The sequence below is a fragment of the Ornithinimicrobium sp. INDO-MA30-4 genome (genome assembly GCF_021535045.1).
Classification (GTDB): Bacteria; Actinomycetota; Actinomycetes; order Actinomycetales; family Dermatophilaceae; genus Ornithinicoccus.
Genome location: NZ_CP091056.1, coordinates 318,878 through 344,888, shown reverse-complemented (window position 1 = coordinate 344,888; position 26,011 = coordinate 318,878). Strand labels below are relative to the sequence as shown.

The window sequence follows — 26,011 nt, the reverse complement described above, 5'->3', positions numbered from 1 at the left end:
CCGCGAAAACGCCCTGAGATGTCGCAGCAGGCACTCCCGGCAACGCTGCTCGACTCCTTTGCCGATCATCTGCAGGTTTCGCAGGGCAGGTCAGAGCACACGGTGCGTGCCTACCTGGGTGATCTGCGCTCCCTCAATGACGCGCTCGCCAAGCAAGGGATCACCTCGATTCATCACGTGACCCTTCGTGTGCTGCGCTCCTGGTTGGCGCTGCAAAGCGAATCTGGCGCGGCGCGCTCCACCATTTCGCGCCGGTGTGCGAGCGCCAAGACTTTTTTCGCTGGGCTCTTGACCGCGGTGTCATCGTCGCTGATCCCTCACTGCGCTTAGTGGCTCCAGCCAAAGAACGCCACCTGCCCGAAGTGTTGGCTGCCGACCAGGCAAGTGGACTGCTCGACCTTGCAGCCCTGGCTAGCGATGACGGTGACCCTTGCACGCGCGCAATAGGGCTGCGCTGGAGTTGTTGTACGCCAGCGGCATCCGGGTAGGCGAGCTCGTTGGGCTCGACATCGACGACGTCGATTTGATGGATGCCACCGTGCGAGTCCTGGGTAAGGGCAAAAAGCAGCGCGTCGTGCCCTTTGGCAAACCGGCTAGCGATGCCATCGAGGCCTATCTCAAGGGCGCTCGCCCACAGCTGGTGACAGCAGAATCTGGCGCAGCGCTTCTATTGGGCAGGAAAGGCAAGCGAGCCGACCAACGCCAGATCCGAGCCGCCCTCAGCGATCTGCTTCAGCACTTACCCGATGCACCCGACGCTTCACCCCACGCGTTGCGGCATAGCGCGGCGACTCACCTGCTCGATGGCGGCGCCGACGTGCGGACCGTGCAAGAAGTGCTCGGCCACGCCAGTTTGGCGACCACGCAGATCTACACGCACGTTTCGACTGAGCGGCTCCGCGCTGCCTATCGGCAAGCACACCCGCGGGCCTAGTCACCACCCCATGCCATTGCGGCAGGGGCCGGCCACGCCCAGCAAGCTAGCCCCGCGTAGGCAACAGCACCACCTCGTAGCCCTGTAAGAGAAACATCGGGTCGAGGTAGGCATCTCCCCGTTTTGCGCCAAGGTGCAGGCAAGTCCCGATCGCGCAGTGGTCCATCCCTTCAACCAGATGCCCGATAGGCTCACCCCGCGCCACGCGATCGCCCTTCGAGACTGAGGCGTTGATGGGTTGGTAGGTGCTGTTGATGCCGCCTTCGTGGGCAATGGACAGAATGCCGATGCCCGCAATCGAGCCGCTAAAGGCGACCACACCCTCGTCCACTGCATAGAGCTGGTCCCCATCGACTCCAGACAAGTCGACTCCGCGGTGGCCAGGCAGCCAACGTTGAGCCGGCGGATCGAACGCCTCTCTCACCGCCACCTCCCGCCCCTGTGGCCATTCCCAGATCGGCTCCGACTCAACAAAGGGCGGCAGCACAAGCGCCACCACAGCAATCAACATCGGCAGCCTCTTTACTAGACCCGTTGCCATCGAAGCCCCTCCCTACGAACCCGCCGACTCGCTTCAAGTTGGCCTAGCGCTGACAACGCCTCCAGCGCGCTGAGCCCCGCGACGCGGGTGACTTCTTCAACGTCCATTCCGCGCCGGCCAGGTGGCCTCAGACATTCCCACACCCTCAACTCAAGCCCTTCTAAGCCGTCATGCGAGCGATGGGGACCGCTTTGAGCGGTGCCATGTCCTCGCCTAACGCGCCACACAGATCACGCACCTCGGCTGCGTCGGTGACCAGCACGGCCCGACCTGCTCGAATCTCTTCATGGCAGCCAGCGGAGACCATCGAGGTCACCGGCCCCGGTAGCGCCCCCACCGGCCTATTCAGGGCGACCGCTTCCGACACCGTGCTCCTGGCTCCAGAGCGCAGACCCGCTTCCACCATCACCGTGCCACCGCTGGCCGCGGCAATCAGGCGGTTCCTGGCCAAGAATCGAGTCCGCAGAGGCGCTGCACCCGGTGGGACTTCGCTGAGGACCGCGCCGCTCTCGGCGATTTGAGCCAGCAATTGCTATGCCGGGCCGGATAGGCCCGATCAACACCGCAGGCCAACAACGCGAGCGTGCAGCCACCCGCGGCGAGCGCTCCACGGTGGGCGGCGGCGTCGATCCCGTAGGCCGCACCGGAGACGATGCTGAAACCCTGGTCGCACAATTCACCAGCCAGGGTGGACGCCTCTCGGTCTCCATAGTGAGTGCTGGCGCGAGCGCCCACTATCGAGATCGATCGATGACAGGCAACGGCTGGGGACTGCTCACCTCGAGACCACAGCGCCCAGGGTGGGTGCTCTAACTCATCAAGTCGGGATGGCCATCCCGGCTGGCCGGGTAACAGAATGACGGCACCCACTTTGGCGGCCATTTCTAACTCGCGGTCGACGTCCACATGGGCCAACCGGGCAGCAAATCTTGCTCCGATGTCGACTTCGACGTCGCGTTCCTTGCCGCCTCCGCGCGAGATGCTGGTCTGCACGCGCTCCAGAGCTTCAGGTAAACCCCATTGCTCGATGAGTCTGCGTGCCAGCTTGTCTTGTGGCTCGGCGATTCTTGCCCAGGTGATCCTGACCCGCAGATCGTCTACATCCGGGCCTCTTGTGGCTTCCGTCCCCGTCGCTGGCTCACTCATGCCGCTCGCACTCCCCCGTGATTTCGTAGGCTCAAAGCCACGCCCAGATCATCAGCCGTCGGGGTCTCGTGGCCTTGCAGATCGGCAACGGTCCAGGCGACCCGCAGGCATCGGTCATATCCGCGCAGCGTGAGATCACCGCGATCAAGCGCCCGATCGATGGTTGATCGCACCCTCGCGGGCAGTCGAAATCGGCCATCACGCAATTCGCGGCCCGGTGCCTGAGCATTCACTTGCCAGCCTTTGGCGCTCCACCGTGCCCTTGCTTTTCACGGGCTTGCAACACTCGTGCGCTGATGTCGGCAGACGTCTCGCCCGCCGGCGCCATCAGATCTACCCGAGCGACGGGCAGCACGTTCAGGCGCACATCCATGCGATCCAGTAGTGGCCCGGATAATTTGGCGAGATAGGCCCTGCGGGCGGCGGGTGTGCAAGTGCACTTTGCGCCCTTGCCGTAGCCGTGGCCACACGGACACGGGTTGGCTGCCAGCACCAGTTGAAAGCTAGCCGGCAGATGCACGTGGCGCTCTGCTCGCGCAATCACCACTCGGCCAGACTCCAGCGGTTGGCGCAGTCCGTCGAGGACATCTCGCCGGAACTCGGGGCCTCATCCAAGAAAAGAACACCTTGGTGGGCCCGGGACACCGCGCCTGGCCGCACCCGGCCCGATCCGCCACCGATCACTGCAGACATCGAGGCCCCATGATGCGGCGCCACGAACGGCGCCCGCTCGATCAGATCTTCGCTGCCCGGCAACTCACCCAGAACCGAATGAATGCTCGTGACTTCGATCGCTTGGTCATAAGGCAGGGGTGGGAGCACCGATGGCATCCGCTCTGCCAACATTGTCTTTCCTGCACCGGGTGGCCCGATGAGCAACATGTGATGACGCCCAGCAGCCGCGACCTCCAGGCCGAGCCTGGCTTCGGGCTGTCCCACGACGTCGGACATGTCAGGGTGCTCGATTGGGCCCCGTTTTGAGAGCGGGATACCCAACAATGGCGGCTCGTCGCCTTGCGCCAATCCCTCGTAGAAGGCCAACACGTCAGCCAAGTCCCGCACGGCAATGACCTGAACCCCAGTCACTAGAGCCGCCTCACGAGCGCTACCCAACGGGACCATCACATTGCTAACCCCCGCCTCAGAGAGAGCCAAAACCATCGGCAGCACCCCGGCGACGGGTCGAACCGTGCCGTCCAACCCCAATTCACCGATGTGTCCAAAATCCGCAGACTGCCGAGCAGTGATCTTTCGGTCAGCAGCAAGCAGAGCAACGGCCAGGGCCAAGTCAAAGCCGCTGCCGTTTTTGGGCACACTGGCTGGCGAGAGGTTGAGGGTCCACCTCTGCGCCGTCAGCGCGACCCCGGTGATCGAGGTGGCTGCCCGGACCCGGTCGGGGGCTTGAGCACAGGCTGCGTCCGCGAGCCCAGTGACGACGTAGGCGGGCAACCCCGAGTGACCGTAGGCTTCAACGCGCACCACAGCGCCTCGGACACCGTTGAGTCCAACCGCGAAGGTTGAGGCAAACCCCATCACGCCACCCCACGCAGGTGCTGCACCAACGGCTCTGCTCCAGGCCGGAGCATGATTCCGATGACGTCAACCCGGATCAAACTCGCCTGCACCTTGTGCTCGCGAGCGTAGGCCCACGCCAACCGGCGCAACCGCCCCAGCTTTGCCCTCGTGACAGCTTCGACCGGGGCACCAAAGCGAGCCGATCTTCTGGTCTTCACCTCGACAACGACCAGGGTCGAGCCATCGCGGGCTACTAGGTCGATCTCGCCCCATTGGCAGCGCCAGTTGCGCTCAATGATCTGCCAGCCCCACTCCGAGGCCAGATTTGCTGCGATCTCCTCGCCGTGGTCCCCCACTGCGCGAGCAAGTTTGTGCGACATTCCCGTGTTGGGCATCTCCCCCACCTCCAGCACTCACTCTCGCTGGTGAGCATGGAGCGCAGGGGCATAAGCCGGTCGAGGTGGACAACCTCAAGCTCACAGCAGGGGTGTGGAAATGACCACCGAGCTACTTTTCGTTTCGCTCGTCGAGTCTGCAGCTCGATTAAGACGGAACCTCAAGATCTGACTTGGAGATTTCTTCGACGTTGACGTCTTTAAAGGTGATGACTCGCACCTTCTTAACGAATCGGGCCGGCCGATACACATCCCACACCCAGGCGTCGGTCATCGTGACCTCAAACCACGTTTCGGATCCAGCGTTCCGGACCTGCACATCGACGTCGTTGGCCAAATAGAAGCGTCGCTCAGTCTCTACGACATGGCTAAAAGCCCGACGACATCGCGATATTCGCGATACAACTGCAATTCCATGTCGGACTCATAGCGCTCGAGATCTTCGGTGCTCATACCTGACGTCCCTTCTCGTGTGCGCCGGTGAGGTTCCAGCTCCGCCGGTGATGCTCGCAGGGCCATGCTCGCGCAAAGCCTCTTGGTGACCCGGCGCAGCGTACCCCTTGTTGAGGTCCCACTCGAAGGGCGGATACGACGTCGCTAGGTCAACCATCATGCTGTCTCGAGTCACCTTAGCCAGAACACTGGCTGCCGCTACGGACGAACACGACATATCTGCCTTGATCAGCGTCTGCACGGGTGGAGCCGGCGCAGACTGCGGGTCGGCAAAGCCAAAGAGGCCAACCTGCTCAGGCACCGTGAGCCAATCGTGATTGCCGTCGAGGATGATGATGTCGGGCACCAGATCCAGTTGCGCCAAGGCACGCTGACCAGCGATCCGAAGACCAGCCATGATCCCGTGGGCGTCAATCTCTTCTGGGTATGCGTGGCCCACCCCCCAACTCAAGGCCCACCGCTGCAGTTGGGGAACCATCCGCTCTCGCGCTGCTGCGCTGAGCAATTTGGAGTCTTTGACCCCCGCTGGAGCCGATTTGGTTGCGGTGTTGATCGCTACCACCCCCACGCTGACCGGCCCAGCCAATGCTCCCCGGCCCACTTCATCCATGCCCACGACCACGTCATACCCCTGACGTTGCAGTGTCCGTTCGTGGCGCAGGGAGGGCTTGCCGCTGGGGATCTTCTTAACGCGCGTCACGCTCATGGCGCGGGATTGGCTCAGCGTGTCCGGCGGCGAGAGCCAATCGAGGTGGTTGAGTGGCCAAACCAGCACGAAAGCCTGTCCCACAACGTTGTCCATCGGCACCGAGCCAACAGCCCCGGTGCCATCATCGTGCACTCGCGAGTCAGCGGAGTTGGAACGGTGGTCACCCATCACCCAGAGGCTGTCTTGTGGCACCGTGATGTCGAATTCGATGGTGCTCGGCGCATCGCCCGGATAAAGGTAAGCCTCATCCAGTGGCTGGTCGTTCACCGTAATGCGGCCACCAGCATCACAACAGACGACATGATCGCCGCTGACACCGATCACTCGCTTGATCAGGTGATTGCCCTCGCCCGTGGGCGCCAATCCGACAAACTCCATGACATCGACTGCACCGTTTAAGAACGGGCCACGGTCAACGGGGGTGATTGCGGGGAGCCACTCGTTGGGGTCTTCGAAAACGACAACATCACCGCGGTCGATGTCAGCAGGCCCGGCCTGAATCTTGCTGACCAACACCCGGTCCCCTACCTGCAAGGTGTTCTCCATCGATCCGGACGGGATCCAGAAGGCCTGCACCAGGAACGTCTTGATCAAGAACGACACGACCAAGGCGATGACCGCCACCATGGCGATTTCTTTGATCAGAGCACCAAAGCGCCCTAGAGACGACGATGCCGCCGCGCCGGAGTCTTGTCGACTCCTGCGCGACGGCATGTCAGGATCGAAACCAGTTGAGGATTCGTCCGTCACAAAGTGTCCTTAGGTTGCCTAGTAGTGATGCCTGCTAAATCTAGAAGCACCGTAAGCCAGGCACCTGAGGGGTTGCTGCGATTTACTTCGCGGCGCTCGGGGTTTCGCGCTTCTCGCGGATGCGAGCGGCCTTACCGCGCAGGTTACGGAGGTAGTACAGCTTGGCGCGACGAACGTCACCGCGGCTGACCAACTCGATCTTCTCGACCTGGGGGTGTGCACCGGGAAAGTACGCTCCACGCCGGTGCCGAAGGAGACCTTGCGGACCGTGTAGGTCTCGCCAACGCCACCACCGTGACGACGGATAACAACGCCCTGGAAAACCTGGACACGCTGACGGTTACCTTCAATAACCTTCACGTGCACCTTGATGTTGTCACCGGCGCGGAAGTCCGGGATGTCGTCGCGGAGGCTGGCTGCATCAACAGCGTCAAGCTTGTGCATGAGTGTCTCTTTCTCGCCAATGCCACAGGTCATCAACGCGGTTCAGGTGCACCATCGAGTGGTGCGAATGGAAGTCAAAGTTGCGCTGCAAACTGGTGCACTCACCCCCTGTGGCAGGGGCACACCTCTGCGTCAGCAGACGCAACTCTTGAGTTTGCCACATGAAGCACAACGGCCAAAATCGCCGATCAGCGGGAAATCCGCTTGGCTAAATGCTTCGTCGGCACGCCCAAGTGTTCGCTTGCCCCCGTCACACGGTAGCCAGCCTTGCGATACATGGTCAGGTTTCGCTTGGACTTCGCACCGGTGAAGAGGACAACTGACCTGGCCTCCTCTGGCGCCTGCGACTCAGCCAACTCCAAGAGCCAACGACCAATCCCTTGGCTCTGCAGGTCAGGAGCAACAATCAGGCGGCCAATCTCCCAGTCATGACCGCTCATGCGGGCGCGCACCGATCCGATCATCCGCCCCTGCGAACGTAGGACCCAGGTCGTCCATTCGGCCAGCGCCTCGCGAACTGACTCTGTCGTTTCGTTCAGGGCTGGCAGGCCAAACGAATTATGGTCCCGCCCTCTGCCACGTAGCAAGCGACCGTCAGCGTTAAGAGTTCACCTGCATCTGCCGGCAGCGCCGTCTGCACGTCGCTGCTCTCTATGCTCTGCGGGCGCAGGCTTTGAGTGGCAGACAATAGGTCGGGACGCCGTGCGGCCGTCCGCTCAAGTCGCTGCTCGTGACGCCAGGTGCGGATTGCTGCGTGATTGCCTGACAAGAGAATCTCTGGGACACCACGGTCTCGCCAGACTGCGGGTTTGGTGTAGACCGGATACTCCAACAAACCATCCTCGTGGGATTCTTCTACGAGGGATTCTTGATTGCCGATGACGCCTGGCACCAGCCGCACGATGGCTTCGACCATGGCCAGCACGGCTACCTCTCCCCGTTCAGCACATAGTCACCCAGCGACACGATTCGCACGTCATATCGCTGCGTAGCGAAGTCGTAGACACGCTCGTCGATGCCCTCATAGCGCCCACAGGCGAAGACCAGATTTGGTGCCTGAGCCAATTCTGCGGCCATCTTTGCGTGAACCGCTGCCCCGAGGGGCCCGGCACAATCAGAATCGGCCGCTCAAGGTCACCCTGATGATTGCCCGCAATGTCATCCGCCACGGCATCAAGGCCTTGGGCCCACGGCTCGGGCTTCATCACCATGCCGGCGCCGCCGCCATACGGAGTGTCGTCAACTCTGTTGTGCCGGTCGGTCGTCCAGTCGCGCAAGTTATGGGCGCGGACATCGAGCAGGCCACGTTCGCGGGATTTGCCGATGAGCGACAGGTCTAGCGGGACAAGGTATTCAGGGAAGATGCTGAGAACATCGATGCGCATTTACTGGTTGCTCTCGTTAAGTTCTAGCAGCCCGGCAGGTGGGTCGATGACCACGCGTCGGGCGTCAACGTCAATCTCAGGGACAAGCTCATCGACAAACGGGATCAGTGCGTTCGGCCCCTGGGTGCGGGTCACTTCAAGCAGGTCCTGAACCTCCCGGGTATGCAGGTCAGCCACCTCACCGACGACCTCACCGTTGGTGGTGACGACGGCAAAGCCCATGAGGTCCTCGGCGAACCAGGCGTCTTCCTCATCATCTAACTCTTCATGCGCACCCACCAGGGTGGTGTTGCGGAGCGACTCAGCAGCGTTTCGGTCCGCGACACCATCGAGCCTCAGCAGATACGTGCCCTGGTGAACCCGCACCCCAACGATCGTGAGCGGACCACGGCTAGCCGGGTCGGTCGCATACTCAGCACCGGGCACGAGTCTCGTCTCGGGGCTATCGGTGTGCACCTGGACGGTCACCTCGCCCTTGATTCCGTGCGGCTTTCCAATGCGCGCGATGACGAAATCTGCGTCCGCTGCGTTCTGATTCATGGTGATGTCACTCCTGTGACTGTTAATAGCAATGGCCCCCATAGTGTCGAGCACTACGGGGGCCAAAGCGATGCTATGAACTAGCGAAGCCGGTCTGTATCAACAATGTCGATGCGGACCTTTGAGTTGTCGGACAAGGCGCCTAGCACGGTGCGGAGTGCACCCGCAGTGCGACCCCGGCGGCCAATGACGCGTCCCAAGTCGTCCGGGTGAACCCGAACTTCGAGGACATCGCCATGCCTCACGGTCTTTTGCCGAACCACGACGTCTCCATCGTGATCAACAATGCCCTTCACCAAGTGTTCTAGCGCTTCTTCCAACATGCTCAGGCCTCGGTTGAAGCAGCCTCGTCGGCGGCCGGCTCGTCAGTCGAGGCAGCCTCGGCCTTGGGCTCTTCAGCCTTCTTGGCCTTCTTCTTCGTGGGAGCAGTCGTAGCGTCGGCGCCATCGGCGGCGGCTAGAGCGGCTTCGTAGAGAGCCTTGCGGTCTGGGCGGGGCTCCTTGCTTCAAGGAACCTGCCGGGTCGCCAACACCAGTGTGCTTGGCCCAGTCACCGGTCACCTCGAGGAGCGCGCGCACCTGCTCGGTCGGCTGTGCGCCAACTCCGAGCCAGTACTGAGCACGCTCAGTGTCGATGTCGATGAGCGAAGGCTCCTCGGTCGGATGGTACTTGCCGATCTCCTCGATGGCGCGACCATCCCGCTTTGCGCGAGAGTCCATCACGACAACACGGTAGAAAGGTGCACGGATCTTACCCATGCGCTTCAGACGAATCTTGACAGCCACGTTTGCGGTGTCTCCTCATTCTTGTTCTGGGGCGAACGCTAAGCCGTCCACGTGGGGAAACACGCGTGGGGCTAGCAATCTATGGACACGTCCTAGCCCGGTGAGAGGGGCCGGGCTGGATGAGTACCCCGCCATTGTGCCAGACAACGACCGAATCTCGTGAACCTGACCGAACTCTGCCTGCGTCACAGGGGCCGGATACAAAGAATGCCCGGCCACAGGGGCCGGGCATTCTCAGAGTTAAGACTGAATCAGAGCTTCAGTTCTTGCTCAATGCGGTTCAAGCGGAAGCGAGCCATCGCCAGGTTGGCGCGGGACTTGTCCAGAACCAGGTAAAGGAACATACCGCCCTCTTTACCGAAGGTACGGATGATGTGGTACTGGCTGCCGAGGATGATCAAGATGTCCTCGATCTCCTCATCGATGCCCAGGTCAGCCATCGTGCGCATCTTGGCGGAGACAACGTTGCTGTTACCGGCAGCGGCCACGTTGAGGTCCAACCCGTTCGGGTTGCCTGCGGTAGCCAGAGCCATGCCACTTTGACGGTCGACCAAAGCAATGCCCATGGCGCCCTCGATCTGCATTGCGTCGTTCAGTGCAGTTGTGTGGTCACTCACGGGAGGTGCTTCTTTCGTTTGGGGTTCGCCTTCGCCAACTTCGGGCGTTGGCGCTTCGTTCATTCCACTACCAAAAACAGAATTTCGACCTTGGGACATGCCAGTTGAAGAGCAGCTTCAATGGTGTCGCGAACGACTTGGTTTTGAAGCAATGGGCATCATCGCCCTGGACTCCTCGCTGCTGAATGTCCGCGGCGTGGCGTTTGTGTTGCCCTATACCGCGCAGCCAGGCCACCGCACCGGTGACCGCATCTACTCGAACGGGATGCTCGTCGCAGACTCTGATGACCAGTTAGTCCCGTCTTGGGCGTTCTTCTGCCGGGCTGTTGTTGACTCCGGCGACCTCCCGCTGACGGCCTCCCGCGAGGCCCTCCTCGAGTCCAACTCGAAGTCTTTTGTCAGCGAACGCCTGGGTGCTCGTCTGCTGAGCGAGCTCATCATGGTGCAAGGAATGGCCCCCGATGTGTACCAAGACATCATCCGGTTGCACTCCGCTGGCCTGAAGTCGCTCGCGGTTCAAGGCCCTGACATGCTCAGCCTGTTGCGGACGAGCCTGCCGTTGACGACCACCATGGGCAAGTTCACCCTGGATGACTTGATCCGCCAGGGCGATGACCTCGCTTACGTCAGCGATGCCGGTGCCTATGCCGCGCTTGAGGAAGTCGCAGTGCACGCCGACGCTTTGGTGATCGACGCTGGTGGTCCGCACGACCAAGCCCTGCTAGAGCGGATCAACAAAACCGAGCAACAGCGCTTCCGTGAAGTCGACGCTGATCACATCGTCCACTTGGCCAAGCCGGAGAACCACCCCGATTCCGCCGCTGCGGACCGCGTGGCGTGGCTGGGCGCTGAGGCACTCGCCGAGCACCGCATCAATGTCCAGGTAGCGCTCTTTGCCGGACACCCGACCGGCCATGTGGTGGTCCGCCGCCGAAGCGCGTGGCATGGACAATGCGTCGGCCACTCTGATCCTCAATGGCAATCACCCAGTGGTTGCCCGCCTGATGAAAGACGAGACGGCGCCGGTCGCGGAGACTGTTCACGCCTTGTATGTCGTGGGTCTGCTGATGGCCGGACACTCCGTGACGCAGGATCAGACTCGCATCCTGAGCTAGGCCGTCAGCACGCTGAGCCTGCGCGCCTTAGCGAATAGCGAATAGCAACCTAGCTCACCCGGTCACCGGGCGCCCACGCAGCACAATGCTGCTGGGTGCCCGCAGCACCTGAACATCCTGGGCTGGGTCAGAGTCATAGAGCACGAAATCTGCGCTAGCACCTTCGCTCAAGGCGTCGCGGCCTAGCCACTCGCGAGCACTCCAGCACGCCGTGTTGATCGCCTCCAGGGGCGCCATCCCGATCTTGACCATCTCGGCGACTTCGCTGCCAATGAGTCCGTGTGGCAGTTGGCCCCCTGCATCAGTGCCGGCAAAGATCGCAATTCCGGCGTCGCGCGCCGCAGCCATCGTTTCGTAGCGGCGCCGATAGAGATCGCGCATGTGCTCGGCGTAGGTAGGAAATTTCGATTCGCCCGCAGCGGCAAAGTCGGGAAAGTTCTCGATGTTCACGAGCGTCGGCACGATAGCGACGCCAGCTTTGCGAAAGAGTCGATTGTGTCGCTGCGCAAACCTGTGGCGTGCTCAATGCAGTCCGTGCCGGCGGCCACGAAGTCTCGCAGAGACTCCTCGCCAAAGCAGTGCGCTGTGACCCTGGCACCTTCGTCGTGTGCTGCGGCAATCGCCAGGGTAAGCACGTCGCGGGGCCAACAGGTGTTGAGATCACCCGTCTCGCGGTCAATCCAGTCCCCCACCAGCTTGACCCAGCCGTCGCCACGCTTGGCTTGGACTCGGACGTATTCGACGAGCAATTCTGGCTCGATCTCGTGCGCAAAATTGCGGATGTAGCGCTTGGTTCGAGCAATGTGCCGGCCAGCACGGATCAGCCGCGGCAGATCGACCTCATCGTTGATCCATGACGTGTCGACCGGGCTACCCGCATCGCGCAGCAGCAATGCTCCGGCATCGCGGTCTCGTTCTGCATGCTCTCGAGCACGCTCGTTGTCGACGCCGCCAGTCGCTTCTAGGCCAACGTGACAATGCGCATCCACCAGGCCGGGCAGGACAAAACCGTTGAGCCGGTGATCGACGGACGAGGGCCGATCAAAGGTCACCCGTCCATCAACCACCCACATGGCACCGACGACTTCCTCAGGGCTCACCTGATTTGCCCAGTGACCTCGATGGTGCCAGTGCTCATGTCGTCGCCCTTCGCCGGTGAAGCGTTGCCCTGTCTTACTTTGAGTCGTTCCCCAAGAACTTCTCGAAGCCCTTCGGCAACTGCAAGTCAGACATGTCATCACCTTGCGCGGCACCGGCCCCGAACGCATTGCCCAGTGCCTTTTGTGCGCCTTCTTCTTGGCGCTGGGCGGCTGCCTTCTCCTCGGCGGCCCGCTTGGCCGGGTTGCCGCTCTTGGACTTCTTGCGCTGAGGTTGTTGCTTGCCCTTGGCCTTGCCAGCGCCGCCTCCGGGCATACCTGGCATACCGGGCATCCCGCCGCCCTTGCGCATCTGCCGCATCATCTTTTGAGCTTGGCCGAACCGTTCCAACAACTGGTTGACGTCGGAGGGCGTCACACCGGAACCGCGTGCGATGCGGGCCCGCCGAGACCCGTTGATCTGCTTGGGGTGGGTGCGCTCAAACGGAGTCATGGACCTGACCATGGCTTCAACACGATCAAATTCGCGCTCATCCAAGGAGTCCAACTGCGCCCGCATCTGCTGCATACCGGGCATCATGCCCAGCATCTGCTTCAGTGAGCCCATCTTTTTGATGGCCTGCATTTGCTCCAGGAAGTCATCAAAGGTGAAGTCCTCCTCGGCCATGAACTTGCGGGCCATTTCCCGCTGCTGAGCTGCGTCAAACGCCTTTTCAGCCTGTTCAATCAGCGTAAGGACGTCACCCATGTCCAAGATGCGGCTTGCCATCCGGTCAGGGTGGAAAGTCTCAAGGTCCTTGTATCCCTCACCGGTCGAGGCAAAGAGGATGGGCTCACCCGTGACGGTGGCCACAGACAGGGCAGCACCACCGCGAGCATCACCATCAAGCTTGGTCAGCACCGAACCCGTGATTCCGACGCCATCGGCGAAGGCCTTGGCGGTCTCGACGGCCGCCTGCCCGATCATCGCGTCAATGACAAAGAGAACCTCGTCAGCCTGCGTTTCCAGGCGGATGTCATGGGCTTGGCGCATCAGGTCAACGTCGACGGCCAACCGACCGGCGGTGTCAATGATGACGACGTCGTGGCCCTTAGTGCGTGCGTTCTCCACACCGTCGACAGCAACATCGACCGGATCCCCGAAGGACTTGGTGCCCTCGCCGGAGTCCATTGCAGCATCGTGGCCGAAGACGTTTCCTCGCTCCGGCGCGAACACCGGAATGCCCGCCCGCTCACCGACGACTTGCAACTGGTTGACGGCGTTGGGCCGCTGCAGGTCAGCTGCCACCAAGATCGGGGTATGCCCCGCTTCCTCAGCCAGTGGCCCAGTTTGCCCGCGAAGGTCGTCTTACCTGAACCCTGCAAGCCGGCCAACATGATGACAGTTGGCGGTTGCTTGGCCAGGTTGAGGCGCCGAGTCTGGCCACCCAGGATCGACACGAGTTCTTCGTTGACGATCTTGACGACTTGCTGGCCCGGGTTAAGCGACTTGGAGACCTCGGCACCCAAGGCCCGCTCACGCACGGCCCCAGTGAAGGACTTCACGACCGGCAAGGCCACATCGGCGTCCAGCAAGGCCAGGCGAATGTCACGAATCGTGGCGTTGACGTCGGACTCAGTCAGGCTTCCCTTCCGCTTGAGGTTGCGGAAGGTATCTGTCAGGCGATCGGAGAGACTGTTAAACACCTCCCCAGGTTAACGAATAGTTCAGCCAACTATTGCGTCGACAAAGGCCTCAGGGTCAAATGGCGCCAAATCGTCAGGCCCTTCGCCCAATCCGATGAGCTTGACCGGCACTCCGAGACGGCGCTGGACGTTGACCACGATGCCGCCCTTAGCCGTGCCATCGAGCTTGGTGAGCACAATGCCGGTGATGTTGACGGCTTGCGCAAACACCTCAGCCTGACGCATCCCGTTTTGCCCGGTAGTCGCATCGAGCACCAGCAGCACTTCATCAATTTGGCTGCGCTTTTCAACGACACGCTTAATTTTGGACAGCTCGTCCATCAGACCGACCTTGTTGTGCAGCCGCCCGGCTGTGTCGAGCAACACGACGTCTGCCTCGTATTCGATGCCGGCAGCAACCGCGTCAAAGGCCACCGAAGCAGGATCCGCGCCATCGACATCTGATCGCACGGTGGGGACACCCACTCGCTCACCCCACGTCTGGAGTTGGTCGGCGGCGGCGGCTCGGAAGGTATCTGCCGCACCCAACAGCACATCCTTGTCTTCGGCAACCAAGACCCGGGCAAGTTTGCCCACTGTGGTCGTCTTTCCCGTGCCATTGACCCCCACGACCATAACCACGGCGGGTCGGTCACCAACGCGACTAGCCGCGATCGTGCGGTCCATCGATGGGTTGACCAGAGCCAAAGGTCTTCACGCAGCCACTGCCGGACTTCAGCGGCGTCCTTGCTGCCGTCAACCTGGACGCGCTTGCGCAGGAGGCCACCAACTCTTCGGTTGCTTCCACGCCTAAGTCAGCCTGCAAGAGGGTGTCTTCGACGTCTTCCCAGGCTTGCTCATCCAGGCCGCCTCGCGAAAGAAGGGCCAGCAGCGCATTGCCGATGGCGCTATTGGAACCGGCCAGGCGCGCTCTCAGCCGAGCGAGCCGCCCTCGGGCGCTCTCGGGCGTCTCAATCTGGGAGGTGGGCTCAGCTACTACTTCGGCTTCACCATCACCTGGCGTCGTGGTGACGCCGTCCGAGTCAAGATCCGCACTCCCCCGCTGCCCATCGGGTGAAAGGTCAGTGCCGGCCGCCTCGCCAAATTCACCCTCTAACTCGGCTTCTTCGGCTTCCCGACGACTTCGCAGGCGCGAACGAGTCAGGCCCACCACCACGGACAAAAGCACCAGCAAGAAGATGCTGGCAAAGATTATGTACTCCCAGTAGTTTTCCATCGCGCCTTATTGTTCCACTTCTTCGACTCGGTCAGTTCGTCGGCAAACAAAAAACAACGACCACCCGATCAAATCGGAGGCCGTTGTGATGTCTGCTGTCGTGCTAGTTGTCGTCGCTGCTCTCGCCGGAGGACTTGGGGCCCCGCTGCGACGCTCGCCCCACCTGTTGCTTGGTGCGCTGCGCAAATGCGTCGCCCCGGTCTCGCATGCCTTCGCCGCGGCGACGGGCCTCGGCAATCAGCCGCTCGCCCTCAGGCGTCCAGAACTGACGCTCTTCCTTGCGCGCCTCGACGGCGACATACCCCATGACGACAGCGCTGATGATCAGAACGAGCAGGATGCTGACGACAAGAAAAGGCATATCTCTAGAGTGCGCTCGCCCGCGCTACAGGACCAACTCATCCCTCGGCGTGTCCGCATAGAAACGCCGAGGGGTGAGGTGATTCACATGCTCAGCGGCCAGACAGCGAGTTGATGAGGCCGTTATCAAGCGGGTCACGCAGCGAGCGCTTGAGCTCGGCGAAGCCATTGAAGGTCGTCATCGTCTCGACTGCATCCCACAACTTCACAGCGTCTTCGTCGGAAGGCGTCGAGGAGATGACCGGGCCAAAGAAGGCCGGGCCGTTGGGGTCATCGCCGAAAGCCAGGATGGGCGTGCCAACGTTGCCGCCGGTGCGGCGCATGGCCTCGTCCGTGGACTCTTGCAACTCGGCGTCGTACTGGGTGTCTTCGGCTGCAGCAGCCAAGTCGGCGGGCAGGTTCACTGCCTCGAGGATCTCTGGCAATTGAGCCAGGATGGCCAGGTGGTGTGGGCCAATGGCGGCGTACAAGTCCTTGCCTTCAAGCGGGCCGTCGATCTCCGGCGCGGTCTCCCACAGACGGTTGCCCATCTCTTCGTACAACGCACCAATGACGTCAGCGCCATGCGCCTTCTTGGCGGCAGCGGCAACTCGCAACATCTTGTGGCCGACCTGGTGGCCAGTTGCGCTGTCCAAGTCATCCATTTCGTTGTTCAGCATGGCGAGGGAAATGAAGCGCCAGGTGGGCTTGATCTCGACCTGACGCGCAACCTGCCGGAACCACCTGGCGGTCTGCCAGCAAAAGGGCAGGCGGGGTCGAAGAAGAACTCAACGGTGCGGGGCTGTGTTTCGGTCATGTGCGGTTCAACCAGTTGACTCCGCGAGTTGTTCCGACTGTGGTTCAACATTGTGGTTTTCGCGCAGGCGCTGAGAAATGACGGTGGTCACCCCATCGCCCTGCATCGTCACGCCATACAGTGCATCGGCGATCTCCATCGTCCGCTTTTGGTGAGTGATAACAATCAACTGGCTTGAGTCGCGCAACTCTTCAAACAGTGTGATGAGCCTGCCCAAGTTGGTGTCATCGAGCGCCGCCTCGACCTCGTCCATGATGTAGAACGGGCTGGGCCTGGCCTTGAAGATCGCGACCAGCAGGGCCACCGCCGTCAACGAGCGCTCACCACCAGAGAGCAACGAAAGGCGCTTGATCTTTTTGCCCGGCGGTCGAGCCTCCACTTCAATGCCAGTCGTCAGCATATTGTCGGGATCGGTCAGGACTAGCCGACCCGCGCCGCCCGGGAAGAGTCGCGAGAAGACACCCTCAAACTGCTCGGCGGTGTCGGCGAAGGCCTCGGTAAGACTCGCTCCACTCGGTCATCAACCTCGCGCACGATCTCGAGAAGGTCCGCCTTGGACTGTCGCAGGTCTTCCACCTGGGCATTCAGGAAGTTGTAGCGCTCCTCCAGTGCCGTGAACTCCTCTAGCGCCAGCGGGTTGACCTTGCCCAGAGCGTTGAGCTGCCGTTCGGCTTTGCGCAGTCGCTTCTCCTGCTCTGCACGGACAAAGTGCTCTGGCTCCGCTTCACCCTCAGGGTCCTGCGGGCTGGGGATAGCCGGAATCGGCAGATGCGGGCCAAACTCGTCAATAAGTTGCTCGGCGTTCATCCCCCACTCGTCAACCGCCTTCTGCTGCAAACTCTCGATCCGTAGCCGCTGCTCAGCCCGGGCCACCTCATCCTGATGCACCGCGTCCGTGAGTTGCCGCAGCCGATCTTCAAGACCGCGCAGTCCCGCGCGTCGCTCGGTGAGCTCGTGATGGCGCTGAGCCTGTTCACCAGACAGTCCGTCGCGTCGGCGCACGGCTGCTTCAACCAACACCTCGGTCTGCTCAGCGACATACTTAGCACCTCGCGTCACGGCGATGGCTGCGGCGACAGACGCTTCCCGGCGTTGGCGCTTAGCTGCAGCGCGCTCTTGGCTGACCTGCTCATGTTTGGCGGCCGCCTCCAGCCCATCTGCCCGCCCAGAGATCGCACGCACTCGCTCTTCTTGGGTGCGCAGCGCCAATCTGGCTTCAGTTTCCTGAGTCCTCGCCAGCGCCGCTAGCTCAGCCAACTCATCCTTGCGGCTGGCATCCGACTCCTCATCTGGTGCGGGCTCTTCGGTGGCGTTCGCGAGCCGCTGCTCTAGCTCAGCCAGGGTCTGCAACTTGTCCTCCAACGCGGACTGCGCGACACCGACCGTGGCCTGGTTGCGATCCCGGTCGGCCGCCGCGTCTCGCATCGCTGAACCCCACTGGCCCAACTGTTCGGCAATGGCCGTCATTTTGGCATCGGAGTTGTGCAGTTGATCTAGGGCTCGGTCTTCGGACTCCGCCAAGTCACGCAACGTGTCAGTCGCCTTTGCAACTCAAAGCCAAGGCGTTCGACCTCCCCCGTGATGCGGTCCAACTCATCCTTGGCGGCGTCCAGGGAGGCTTGCACCTCGATCGTGCTGGGTGCCGTGCTGCTGCCACCACGTGCCCAGCCACGCCCATACACATCTCCCTGTGGGGTCACGACGCGAACGTGTGGTGAGTCCAGGTCATCCACCAAGCCCTGAGCCAAGGAGTCATCAGTTTGTAGCACCGTTTGAGCAAGCAGAGTCTCGAGCACAGGCGCGAGCTCCGGCTCCAGGGAGACGACATCTAGCGCCCACCGTGCCCCTCGGGAAGGCTGGGGCGCGGGTCGTTCGGACCCCCAAACCCTCCGGTATGCGGGTAGCACCGTCTGCGAACACGACGCCGGCTTGCCCGGCGTCAGCTGAACGTAGCCAACTCAGGGCACTCGCAGCGCCGCCTGCCTCCTTGACCAAGACAGCCTCAGCGGCCCAGTCCAGCGCCGCCGCCACCTGAGCTTCAAAGCCTGGCTCCACCTTGAGCGCCCTGGCCAACTTGCCCTTGACTGTGTCCAGACCTGATGTGGCCAAGGCTTCAGTGCCGTCTTTACGTTGCAGGTTGAGGGCCAATGCTTCACACCGCGACCTGAGTCCGGTCTGCTTATCTAGAGCCGCCCTACGCTGCCCTTTTAACTGCTCAACTGCAGCTTCAGCCGCTTCACGAGCCGCCTGCGCTTTCTCAAATGCTGCGTCGAGGCCCCCTTCGCCCTGCTCCACGTCCAGGATCGTTGCCTCAAGCGCGGCGAATTCGCGCTCTGCTTTGCTGGCACGTTCGCTCGCCGCGGCCACAGCTTGACCCAACCTGCCAACTTCAGCATCGCCAGCTTCGACCCGGCTGCGACTAGCCGCGACTTGACCGGCCAACTTTGCCAGCCCTCACGGCGATCGGCAGCAGCCCTGGCGAGTTGGGCCAACCGATTCTGCTCAGCTTGAAGGCTTTCTCCGCTTCGGCCCGCCTGAGTCCAGCGCCGCCAAGATCGCCCTGCAACCGCTCGATCCGTTGGTGAATCTCGGCCTCTTGATCACGCATGTTGGCTGCCTGGTCCCGCAACTCTTCTGGGTCGCGACCACGCTTGGTGTTGGATGCCTCTTCGTCCGCTTCGGCATTGTGCAGTCGCACTCGCTCTGCCGCGAGGTCAGCTGTTGAGCGCACCCGTTCCACCAGGGAAGACAGCGCATACCAGCGTTGTTGTGCGTCATCGAGATCTGGCGCGGCGGCAGCGTTGAGGTCTTCAAGCTCGCTGAGGCTGAGACGGCCGGCATCCAGTTGCTGGCGGGCCGCCGTCTGCTTCGTCAGCATCGCCTTTTCATCCGCCAACTCTGCGGCCAAAGCAGAGGTCATCTGCACAAGATCATCAGCAAGCAGGCGCAGCCGAGCATCGCGGACGGTCGCTTGAATCGAGCCAGCTCGCCGGGCGGTTTCTGCCTGCCTGCCCAGGGCCCCAATTGGCGTCGGATCTCGGTGGTCAGATCGGCCAGCCGCGTCAGGTTCGACTCCATTGCGTCGAGTTGCGCAGCGCCCGCTCTTTTCGTTTGCGGTGCTTGAGCACGCCAGAGGCTTCCTCGATGAAGCCGCGACGCTCCTCGGGGGTGGCGCGCAGCACCTGGTCTAGTTGTCCCTGCCCAACAATGACGTGCATCTCGCGCCCGATGCCAGAGTCAGCAAGCAACTCCTGCACGTCGAGCAGTCGGGCCGAGGTTCCGTTGATGGCGTAGTCCGAGCCACCACTACGGAACATGGTGCGGGTGATGGTGACTTCGAGTAGTCGATCGGCAATGCACCATCGGTGTTGTCGATGGTGAGCGACACTTCAGCTCGGCCCAGCGGAGGGCGTCCGGTCGTGCCAGCAAAAATGACATCTTCCATCTTGCCGCCACGCAGGCTCTTAGCCCCTGCTCCCCCATCACCCATGCGAGTGCGTCAACGACGTTCGACTTGCCAGATCCGTTGGGCCCGACGATGCAGGTGATGCCTGGTTCGAGTCGCATCGTCGTTGCCGAGGCGAACGACTTAAACCCCTTGAGGGTCAGACTCTTGACATACATCGGACGGTCGCTCCTGGGTGCTGGTCTCTTGGCGCAGGTTTTGCCACTTTACTCGCGGCTGCGCCACGACGAGCGGTTATCCACTGACGCAGAACTCATTGCCTTCCGGATCGGCCATCACGTGCCAGTGGTGTGGTCCCTGCGAACCACTCTCTAGGTATGTCGCGCCTCGGGCTAGCAGGGCATCTCGCGCCTGACCCAAAGGGACCTCGGGCATTCGAACGTCGATGTGGAGGCGGTTCTTAACATTCTTGGCCTCCGGCACATCCTGAAACAGGATCCGCTGTCGGCTGGGCCCATCCCCGAGGTCGCCAGGAGTGATGGCCGCAGCTCCTCGCCAGACAATCTGACCGCGATGCTCTTCGGTGTCTGAGTCAGAGGCGAAGCCCTCGTCGAGCATCCTTCGAATGAAGGCTTCATCCGTGGGCTCAACCACCCAGTTAAGAGTTTCAGCCCACCAATCAGCCAACTCATGAGCTGCCTGGGTGTCCACCACAATCTGAATGCTGCGCGCCACGATCTACCTCTCTCGAAAGCCGCTCAACTCCGGTCGAGCCGCATGCCACTGCCTCACGAGGCCAACCACCCGGCCCGGGCGACCCGCCGGCTCAGCGTCAGGTTCCAACATACTCAGCAAGACTTCGATCTGCTCTTCACCGCCCTGAGCGCACACCTCAACCCGGCCATCACGCAGGTTGCGGGCATAACCCACCAATCCCAACTCGAGTGCCCTGGCCCGAGTCCACCAGCGGAACCCCACACCTTGGACATTTCCCCGGACAAACGCCAGGGCCCGTGTCGATGACTGCTCGCTCATCGTGAGCCTCGGGGTGCTGGCTGGCACTTTGGGCAGAAGTGGCTGGACCTGTTCATAAACACCTCACGTTGGATCAGCGTGCCGCAGCGCGAGCACGGTTGCCCAGTTGCCCGTAGGCATCAAGGGAGCGGTCAAAATAGCCGCTCTGTCCGTTGATGTTGACGTAGAGGGCATCAAACTTGTCCCGCCGACGTCGAGGGCGGCGGTCATCACATCGGTGGCGTGCTCCAGCAATCGGGTCAGCGCTGGCTTGGTCAGCGAAGAGGCCGGACGTGCCCCATGAATCTTGGCTCGCCAAAGGGCCTCGTCAGCATAGATGTTGCCAATTCCGCTGACCACGTTTTGATCCAACAAGAGACGTTTGATCGCGGTGTCTTTGGTCTTGAGCACCCTGACAACAGCCGGCAGGTCAAAGGCTGCCTCAAGAGGATCGGCGGCGATATGCGTGACCGATGCCGGTATGCCGTGCGGGTGTTCACCCTGAGCGGCACCACCGCGATGATCTGGGACCAGGTCGGTCAAGGCGAGACCACCGAAAGTGCGCTGGTCGACAAACCGCAACTGCGGATCGCCATCGGTAAAGGTGAAGACGGCATGCGCATGCTTTTGCCGGGGCGCCTGGGCAGGATCAACCAGCAGTTGACCGCTCATCCCGAGGTGAACAACAAGCGCTTGCGGGTCCTCATCAGGCGTCTGCACGACCAGCCAGAGATACTTCCCCGCCGGTCAGCAGCCAATAGTTGCCCGCCAGCTAAGCGATCAGCCAGGTCCAGCGGCCCGGCTACGTGGCGCCGAGCCACCCGATCACCGCGGATATCAACATGGGCGATGGTCCGGCCAATCGCATGCTGCGCAGCGCCACGGCGGACGACTTCTACTTCAGGTAACTCCGGCACGACACCTGCTGGTCACAATCGGGGCCGACAGCGCCCAGGGTTGCGTCATCGGCTGCACCAGCCATGGCGGCCACTCGTTCCGACAGCACTTGGTAGGCAGCTTCCGCGGCCTGTTGCTCGGCGGCCTTCTTGGAGCGGCCAGTGCCGAGCCCGATGGCATCGGCGCCTAAGCAGGCCGAAGCGGTGAAGAGTTTGTCGTGGTCTGGCCCGTCGAACTCGACGTCATACGTGACCACGTCATTGCCCAACTCTGCGGCGATCTCTTGCAGGAGGTCTTCCAGTCCAGTGCAGCACCGAGAGAAGCGCTTTCGCGCATCAGCGGGTCGAGCAGGTGGTGGACCAACGCGTCTGCGGCGGGCATCCCCAATTCGAGATAGACGCACCCGATCACGGCTTCGGTGGTGTCAGCCAGAATGCTGTCCTTGTCCCGCCCGCCGGTGGCAAGTTCACCCTTGCCCAGAAGCACGTAGTCGCCGAGCCCAATCGTCCGAGCCACAGACGCCAGGGCACGGGTGTTGACCACCGCGGCGCGCAACTTCGCGAGTTGCCCTTCCGGGAGGTCTTCGTGCTTTCGATAGAGAGCGTCAGTCACCACAATGCCGAGCACCGAGTCGCCCAAAACTCCAGGCGCTCATTGTGCGGGATCCCGCCATTTTCGTACGCGTACGACCGGTGGGTCACGGCACGCCGAAGCAGCGCCTCGCCGCTCAACCCGCCAACAACTCCACGAAGATATTCGTTGAAGTCATCGAGCGGATGAGCGTCGGACGCTGCTGACGATGCAGGTGATGCGCTAGTCGAGGAGTTCACGACTGCGTATCGGATCTACTCAGTTCTGGTGCTCGGTGCGCTCGGCGACGTCGTAGTGACGCTCGCCGTAGTTGCCGCACGAGGGGCAGGCGCGGTGGGCCTGTGCCGGGGACTGGCACCAGGGGCACACGGTCAATGCGACCGGGGCTGCCTTCCAGTTCGCACGGCGGCTCCGGGTGTTGGAGCGAGACATCTTGCGCTTCGGGACGGCCACGTCAGGTCCTCTTCTCGTCGTCGGTGGGGGCTGTGTGGGTCAAATCTGCCAACACAGACCACCGTGGGTCTAAAACTTCATGGTAATGATCGGGGTCATCGCTCAAGTGAGCACCGCATTCGAGCACAAACCTGGGCAGTCCTCCCGGCACACGGGCTGGAACGGAAAAGTGGTGACCACCGCATCCGTTACCAACTCTTCCAGGTCCATCATGTCCTGGACGAGCTCGCGTTGTTCATCTTGCTCATCGTCTGCCCCCACCTCGCGGTGGTGTGCAGCCCGGTCCGGATAAGCGAACAGTTCCTGAAAGAAGACATCCACGTTGGTGGATATCGGATCCAGGCACCGCACGCATTCGCCGGTAGCGGTTGCTTTGACCGACCCCGTTGCCAGGACACCTTCGACAACCGATTCCATGCGCAAATCCAACTTGACCTGCTGGCCAGGTTGGATGCCCATGACGTCAGTGCCGATGAGGTCCTTGAGAGTGACGACATGCTGAGCCGTTTGCATCGTGCCCGGTCGTCGGACCAGTTCCCGGGTATCGAAGACCCAGGGGCCTTCTTCTTCCTGGTGCACCATGCTGAAACACTGCCTGTCGTTGTCTGTTGGGTCAGCCTCACGGGTTAAGGCAGGCCGACGTGCAAGATTACCTGCAGGAGTGGCTCTACTCCAACTCTGCTGTTCCGTGCGGGCTCGGCGATCTATTTCAGAGCGTCCCAGACAGCCCGGGGAACAAGGTGGGAGACGTCTCCCCCGTATGACGCCACTTCCGTCACCAACGAACTGGAGACGTGGTCCCACTCTGGGTCAGACGGCAAAAAGAAGGTCTCTACACCGGCTAGTTGCCGATTCATCCGAGCCATCGGGAGTTCGTATTCATAGTCAGCCGGCCCGCGAATGCCCTTAACGATTACCCCGGCTCCAAGGTCAGCGCAGACATCAACAAGCAAGACGTCCGAGAAGGTCTCTACACGAACTCCGCGATCGTCCTTGAGCGAATCCCGCATCAACGCAACTCGCTCCGCCACAGGAAAGCGACCGGCCTTGGCCGGGTTGTGCATGATCACGACAATCAGCTCATCAAAGTGCTGACGGGCTCTCTCGATGATGTCGACATGGCCGTTGGTCACTGGGTCAAACGATCCTGGCAAAACCGCGCGCCTCGTCATGGTGCGACCTCTCCGTCGGATTCTCGCTGCGCAAAATGCAATGTGGTCTCACCATAGGCGGGGCTCGCGACCGCTGCCCAGCCCTCTGGCCATTGGGGCGCCGGGCTGCGCGTTGATCGCTCCAAGACAAAGACACCGTCGGGTGCGAGCCAGCCGCCCGCCGCAATAGCAGCAATCACGTCAGCAACCTCAGCCTCGCTGAGCGGGTAGGGCGGGTCCGCCAAATTATGTCTGCCCCCGGCCGCTCCGGGTGGTCAAACCCACCCTCGGCTGGTCCCCGTTCAAGCACCCGCAGCACCTTTTCCGCGGCAACTTTGACCATCGGCAACTCCAAGTCGCGGGCGTTGCGCTGAATCACCTGGCTCGCCACACGATTACTCTCCACGCACAGCACGCGGGTCGCTCCTCGCGAGGCCAACTCCAGGCCAAAGGCCCCCGACCCGGCATACAAATCCAGCGCCCACGCCTCGTCAATTTCGGTCATCGCCGCAAGGCGAGAGAACAGCGCTTCGCGGGCTCGATCAGTCGTTGGCCTGGTGCCGTCGCCACGGGGCGTTGCTAAACGGCGCCCGCCAGCGGAGCCAGAAATGATCCGTGTCACCCCGACATGGTGGCAGATCTTGGCTTTCAGATCGCTCTAGCCACGCTCCAAGAATTCGGCACGCTCAGCGTCCAGTCGCGCCAAGTCCTGACGCAGCAGGGGTGTTTGTCCAGGTCAGGATCGTCATTCACCACTTGCCAGGCGTCTTCGTGCGCCTCAACAATCAGCGCTTCGTCCTTGACGAGTCGCAGGAAGCGAATCGCGCTCCGCCCGCCGCTCTGTGACGCGCCAAGCACGTCCCCCTCGCGGCGCTGCTCAACGTCGACCCGAGCTAACTCGAATCCATCGTTGGTAGCAGCGACCGCATCCAGCCGCTCTTGAGCGGGCCCATCAGGCTGCTGGCTGACGAGCAGGCACAACCCAGCCTTGCCGCCACGTCCGACGCGACCCCTCAGTTGGTGCAGTTGAGAGATACCAAAACGGTCGGCATCCAAGATCACCATCACGGTTGCATTGGGCACGTCCACGCCAACTTCGATCACCGTGGTTGAGACCAAGACATCAATGTCGCCGGCGGCAAATGACGTCATGACTGCTTCTTTGTCGGCTGGCACCATGCGCCCGTGCAAGGAGTCGATCCGCAGATTGCGAGTGGCTGGCAGCGCCTTCAGACTGCGGCTCACTTGATCGACCGAGTGCAGGGCGCGCTCTCGTCGGGACCTACGGCGATCGGCTCCCCGGGGCCGCCTGGCGCCTCCAAGTCAGGGTCATCTTCGCTGCCGATCCGGGGGCACACGACATACACCTGGTTGCCTTGGGCTGCTTCCTCGGCGACGCGCTCCCACATCCGGGCAATCCAGTGCGTCTTCTCGCCGCTGACGACATGGGAACTGATGGGTTTGCGCCCGCCGGGCAACTCCCGCAGCGTCGACACCTCCATGTCGCCGTACACCGTCATGGCCACGGTGCGTGGGATCGGCGTTGCCGTCATCACCAAAACGTGCGGCGCAGATGACGCCTTTTGGCGCAGTGCATCGCGTTGCTCAACGCCAAACCGGTGCTGCTCATCGACGACGACCAGGCCCAGGTCGGCAAACTGCACTTTGTCCTGGATGAGGGCGTGTGTGCCGATCACAATGCCTGCCTCTCCACTGGCAGCGAGCAGCATATTTTCCTTGCGGCCAGCAGTGTTTTGGCTGCCGGTGAGTAGCGCCACGCGGGTGCTGCCCACCGTGTCCGCAAAGAGTCCACCGTGAGCGAGCGAACCCAACATCGAGACGATAGAGCGGTGATGCTGCGCGGCAAGCACCTCCGTGGGAGCCAAAAGCGCGGCCTGCCCCCAGCATCAATCACCTGCAACATCGCCAACAGCGCCACGATCGTTTTGCCCGAGCCAACCTCACCTTGGAGCAGCCGATTCATCGGCAACTCCTTCGACAGATCCGCGCTGAGT

The 26,011-nt window shown here is 62.0% G+C and carries 22 protein-coding genes and 12 pseudogenes; 2 read left to right on the top strand and 32 right to left on the bottom strand.

Features of this window, described 5'->3' with window-relative positions:
• Positions 1 to 18: 18 nt before the first annotated feature.
• Positions 19 to 934, top strand: a pseudogene (locus L0A91_RS18065) (tyrosine recombinase XerC).
• Between the two features lie 46 nt (positions 935 to 980).
• Here the strand turns inward: L0A91_RS18065 and L0A91_RS01975 are convergent.
• The 14 genes and pseudogenes from L0A91_RS01975 to L0A91_RS01910 form a co-directional block, all read right to left on the bottom strand.
• A complete protein-coding gene (locus L0A91_RS01975; RefSeq protein WP_235245590.1) occupies positions 981 to 1,445 on the bottom strand; it encodes a M23 family metallopeptidase in 465 nt (154 codons plus the stop codon).
• Positions 1,446 to 1,635: 190 nt separating this feature from the next.
• Positions 1,636 to 2,357, bottom strand: a pseudogene (gene dprA, locus L0A91_RS01970) (DNA-processing protein DprA).
• Positions 2,358 to 2,617: 260 nt separating this feature from the next.
• Complete coding sequence (locus L0A91_RS18060; protein ID WP_311197944.1) at positions 2,618 to 2,854, bottom strand: hypothetical protein; 237 nt, start codon at positions 2,852 to 2,854, stop codon at positions 2,618 to 2,620.
• Positions 2,851 to 4,154, bottom strand: a pseudogene (locus L0A91_RS01965) (YifB family Mg chelatase-like AAA ATPase). The gene L0A91_RS18060 and the pseudogene L0A91_RS01965 overlap by 4 nt, the downstream one beginning before the upstream one ends.
• On the bottom strand, positions 4,154 to 4,531 hold the full coding sequence (locus tag L0A91_RS01960; protein ID WP_235245589.1) for a YraN family protein: 378 nt from the start codon (positions 4,529 to 4,531) through the stop codon (positions 4,154 to 4,156). Before L0A91_RS01960 ends, L0A91_RS01965 begins: the two are co-directional and overlap by 1 nt.
• A 148-nt stretch (positions 4,532 to 4,679) precedes the next feature.
• A pseudogene (locus L0A91_RS01955) lies at positions 4,680 to 4,984 on the bottom strand (DUF2469 domain-containing protein).
• Positions 4,956 to 6,443: a ribonuclease HII gene (locus L0A91_RS18055; protein WP_311197943.1), complete on the bottom strand. Its 1,488-nt coding sequence runs from the start codon at positions 6,441 to 6,443 to the stop codon at positions 4,956 to 4,958. The pseudogene L0A91_RS01955 and the gene L0A91_RS18055 overlap by 29 nt, the downstream one beginning before the upstream one ends.
• An 82-nt stretch (positions 6,444 to 6,525) precedes the next feature.
• Positions 6,526 to 6,920 (bottom strand): annotated as a pseudogene (rplS, locus tag L0A91_RS01940) (50S ribosomal protein L19).
• 155 nt (positions 6,921 to 7,075) lie between these two features.
• Positions 7,076 to 7,351 carry an N-acetyltransferase gene (locus L0A91_RS01935; protein WP_235245588.1) on the bottom strand — a complete coding sequence of 92 codons (276 nt, stop codon included), beginning with the start codon at positions 7,349 to 7,351 and terminating at the stop codon, positions 7,076 to 7,078.
• 71 nt (positions 7,352 to 7,422) lie between these two features.
• A pseudogene (gene trmD, locus L0A91_RS01930) lies at positions 7,423 to 8,272 on the bottom strand (tRNA (guanosine(37)-N1)-methyltransferase TrmD).
• A complete protein-coding gene (gene rimM / locus L0A91_RS01925) occupies positions 8,273 to 8,812 on the bottom strand; it encodes a ribosome maturation factor RimM (protein ID WP_235245586.1) in 540 nt (179 codons plus the stop codon).
• Between the two features lie 80 nt (positions 8,813 to 8,892).
• Entirely contained in the window at positions 8,893 to 9,135 is a 243-nt protein-coding gene (locus tag L0A91_RS01920; RefSeq protein ID WP_220120889.1) for an RNA-binding protein, read from the bottom strand.
• A 2-nt stretch (positions 9,136 to 9,137) separates the two neighbouring features.
• Positions 9,138 to 9,597: pseudogene (gene rpsP / locus L0A91_RS01915) on the bottom strand (30S ribosomal protein S16).
• Positions 9,598 to 9,848: 251 nt separating this feature from the next.
• Positions 9,849 to 10,214, bottom strand: a complete 366-nt coding sequence (locus tag L0A91_RS01910; RefSeq protein ID WP_235245584.1) for a hypothetical protein — start codon at positions 10,212 to 10,214, stop codon at positions 9,849 to 9,851.
• Between the two features lie 151 nt (positions 10,215 to 10,365).
• On the opposite strand from L0A91_RS01910, the gene L0A91_RS01905 reads away from it, so the two are divergent.
• On the top strand, positions 10,366 to 11,367 hold the full coding sequence (locus L0A91_RS01905; protein WP_235245583.1) for a hypothetical protein: 1,002 nt from the start codon (positions 10,366 to 10,368) through the stop codon (positions 11,365 to 11,367).
• A gap of 16 nt (positions 11,368 to 11,383) precedes the next feature.
• Here the strand turns inward: L0A91_RS01905 and L0A91_RS18050 are convergent, their stop codons facing one another.
• The 18 genes and pseudogenes from L0A91_RS18050 to L0A91_RS01825 form a co-directional block, all read right to left on the bottom strand.
• Positions 11,384 to 11,791, bottom strand: a complete 408-nt coding sequence (locus L0A91_RS18050) for an amidohydrolase family protein (RefSeq protein ID WP_311197942.1) — start codon at positions 11,789 to 11,791, stop codon at positions 11,384 to 11,386.
• Positions 11,776 to 12,429 carry a hypothetical protein gene (locus L0A91_RS18045; protein WP_311197941.1) on the bottom strand — a complete coding sequence of 218 codons (654 nt, stop codon included), beginning with the start codon at positions 12,427 to 12,429 and terminating at the stop codon, positions 11,776 to 11,778. The genes L0A91_RS18050 and L0A91_RS18045 overlap by 16 nt, the downstream gene beginning before the upstream one ends.
• Before the next feature lie 73 nt (positions 12,430 to 12,502).
• Positions 12,503 to 14,112 (bottom strand): annotated as a pseudogene (ffh, locus tag L0A91_RS01895) (signal recognition particle protein).
• A gap of 21 nt (positions 14,113 to 14,133) precedes the next feature.
• Positions 14,134 to 15,328 (bottom strand): annotated as a pseudogene (gene ftsY, locus L0A91_RS01890) (signal recognition particle-docking protein FtsY).
• A gap of 103 nt (positions 15,329 to 15,431) precedes the next feature.
• Positions 15,432 to 15,689 (bottom strand): hypothetical protein, encoded by a 258-nt coding sequence (locus tag L0A91_RS01885; protein WP_235245582.1) that lies wholly within the window; start codon positions 15,687 to 15,689, stop codon positions 15,432 to 15,434.
• Positions 15,690 to 15,780: 91 nt separating this feature from the next.
• Positions 15,781 to 16,380, bottom strand: a complete 600-nt coding sequence (locus L0A91_RS01880) for a disulfide bond formation protein DsbA (RefSeq protein WP_397333837.1) — start codon at positions 16,378 to 16,380, stop codon at positions 15,781 to 15,783.
• A 111-nt stretch (positions 16,381 to 16,491) separates the two neighbouring features.
• A pseudogene (gene smc / locus L0A91_RS19435) lies at positions 16,492 to 20,108 on the bottom strand (chromosome segregation protein SMC).
• A 76-nt stretch (positions 20,109 to 20,184) separates the two neighbouring features.
• The gene (locus L0A91_RS01870) at positions 20,185 to 20,625 is read right to left on the bottom strand and encodes a VOC family protein (RefSeq protein ID WP_235245580.1); all 441 of its coding nucleotides are present in this window, start codon (positions 20,623 to 20,625) and stop codon (positions 20,185 to 20,187) included.
• A gap of 3 nt (positions 20,626 to 20,628) precedes the next feature.
• A complete protein-coding gene (locus L0A91_RS01865) occupies positions 20,629 to 20,925 on the bottom strand; it encodes an acylphosphatase (RefSeq protein WP_235245578.1) in 297 nt (98 codons plus the stop codon).
• A pseudogene (gene mutM, locus L0A91_RS01860) lies at positions 20,922 to 21,821 on the bottom strand (bifunctional DNA-formamidopyrimidine glycosylase/DNA-(apurinic or apyrimidinic site) lyase). Before mutM ends, L0A91_RS01865 begins: the two are co-directional and overlap by 4 nt.
• A pseudogene (gene rnc / locus L0A91_RS01855) lies at positions 21,800 to 22,532 on the bottom strand (ribonuclease III). The pseudogenes mutM and rnc overlap by 22 nt, the downstream one beginning before the upstream one ends.
• Before the next feature lie 118 nt (positions 22,533 to 22,650).
• Complete coding sequence (gene rpmF / locus L0A91_RS01850) at positions 22,651 to 22,845, bottom strand: 50S ribosomal protein L32 (protein WP_235245577.1); 195 nt, start codon at positions 22,843 to 22,845, stop codon at positions 22,651 to 22,653.
• A gap of 102 nt (positions 22,846 to 22,947) precedes the next feature.
• Positions 22,948 to 23,427: a YceD family protein gene (locus tag L0A91_RS01845; RefSeq protein ID WP_311197934.1), complete on the bottom strand. Its 480-nt coding sequence runs from the start codon at positions 23,425 to 23,427 to the stop codon at positions 22,948 to 22,950.
• A gap of 122 nt (positions 23,428 to 23,549) precedes the next feature.
• Entirely contained in the window at positions 23,550 to 24,017 is a 468-nt protein-coding gene (gene coaD, locus L0A91_RS01840) for a pantetheine-phosphate adenylyltransferase (protein ID WP_235245576.1), read from the bottom strand.
• On the bottom strand, positions 24,014 to 24,196 hold the full coding sequence (locus tag L0A91_RS18005) for a hypothetical protein (protein WP_311197932.1): 183 nt from the start codon (positions 24,194 to 24,196) through the stop codon (positions 24,014 to 24,016). Before L0A91_RS18005 ends, coaD begins: the two co-directional genes overlap by 4 nt.
• Complete coding sequence (locus L0A91_RS01835; RefSeq protein WP_311197930.1) at positions 24,193 to 24,618, bottom strand: RsmD family RNA methyltransferase; 426 nt, start codon at positions 24,616 to 24,618, stop codon at positions 24,193 to 24,195. Before L0A91_RS01835 ends, L0A91_RS18005 begins: the two co-directional genes overlap by 4 nt.
• A 26-nt stretch (positions 24,619 to 24,644) precedes the next feature.
• The gene (locus tag L0A91_RS01830; RefSeq protein WP_235245575.1) at positions 24,645 to 25,241 is read right to left on the bottom strand and encodes a helicase-related protein; all 597 of its coding nucleotides are present in this window, start codon (positions 25,239 to 25,241) and stop codon (positions 24,645 to 24,647) included.
• The gene (locus L0A91_RS01825; protein WP_235246495.1) at positions 25,238 to 25,867 is read right to left on the bottom strand and encodes a DEAD/DEAH box helicase; all 630 of its coding nucleotides are present in this window, start codon (positions 25,865 to 25,867) and stop codon (positions 25,238 to 25,240) included. The genes L0A91_RS01830 and L0A91_RS01825 overlap by 4 nt, the downstream gene beginning before the upstream one ends.
• Positions 25,868 to 26,011: the final 144 nt, after the last annotated feature.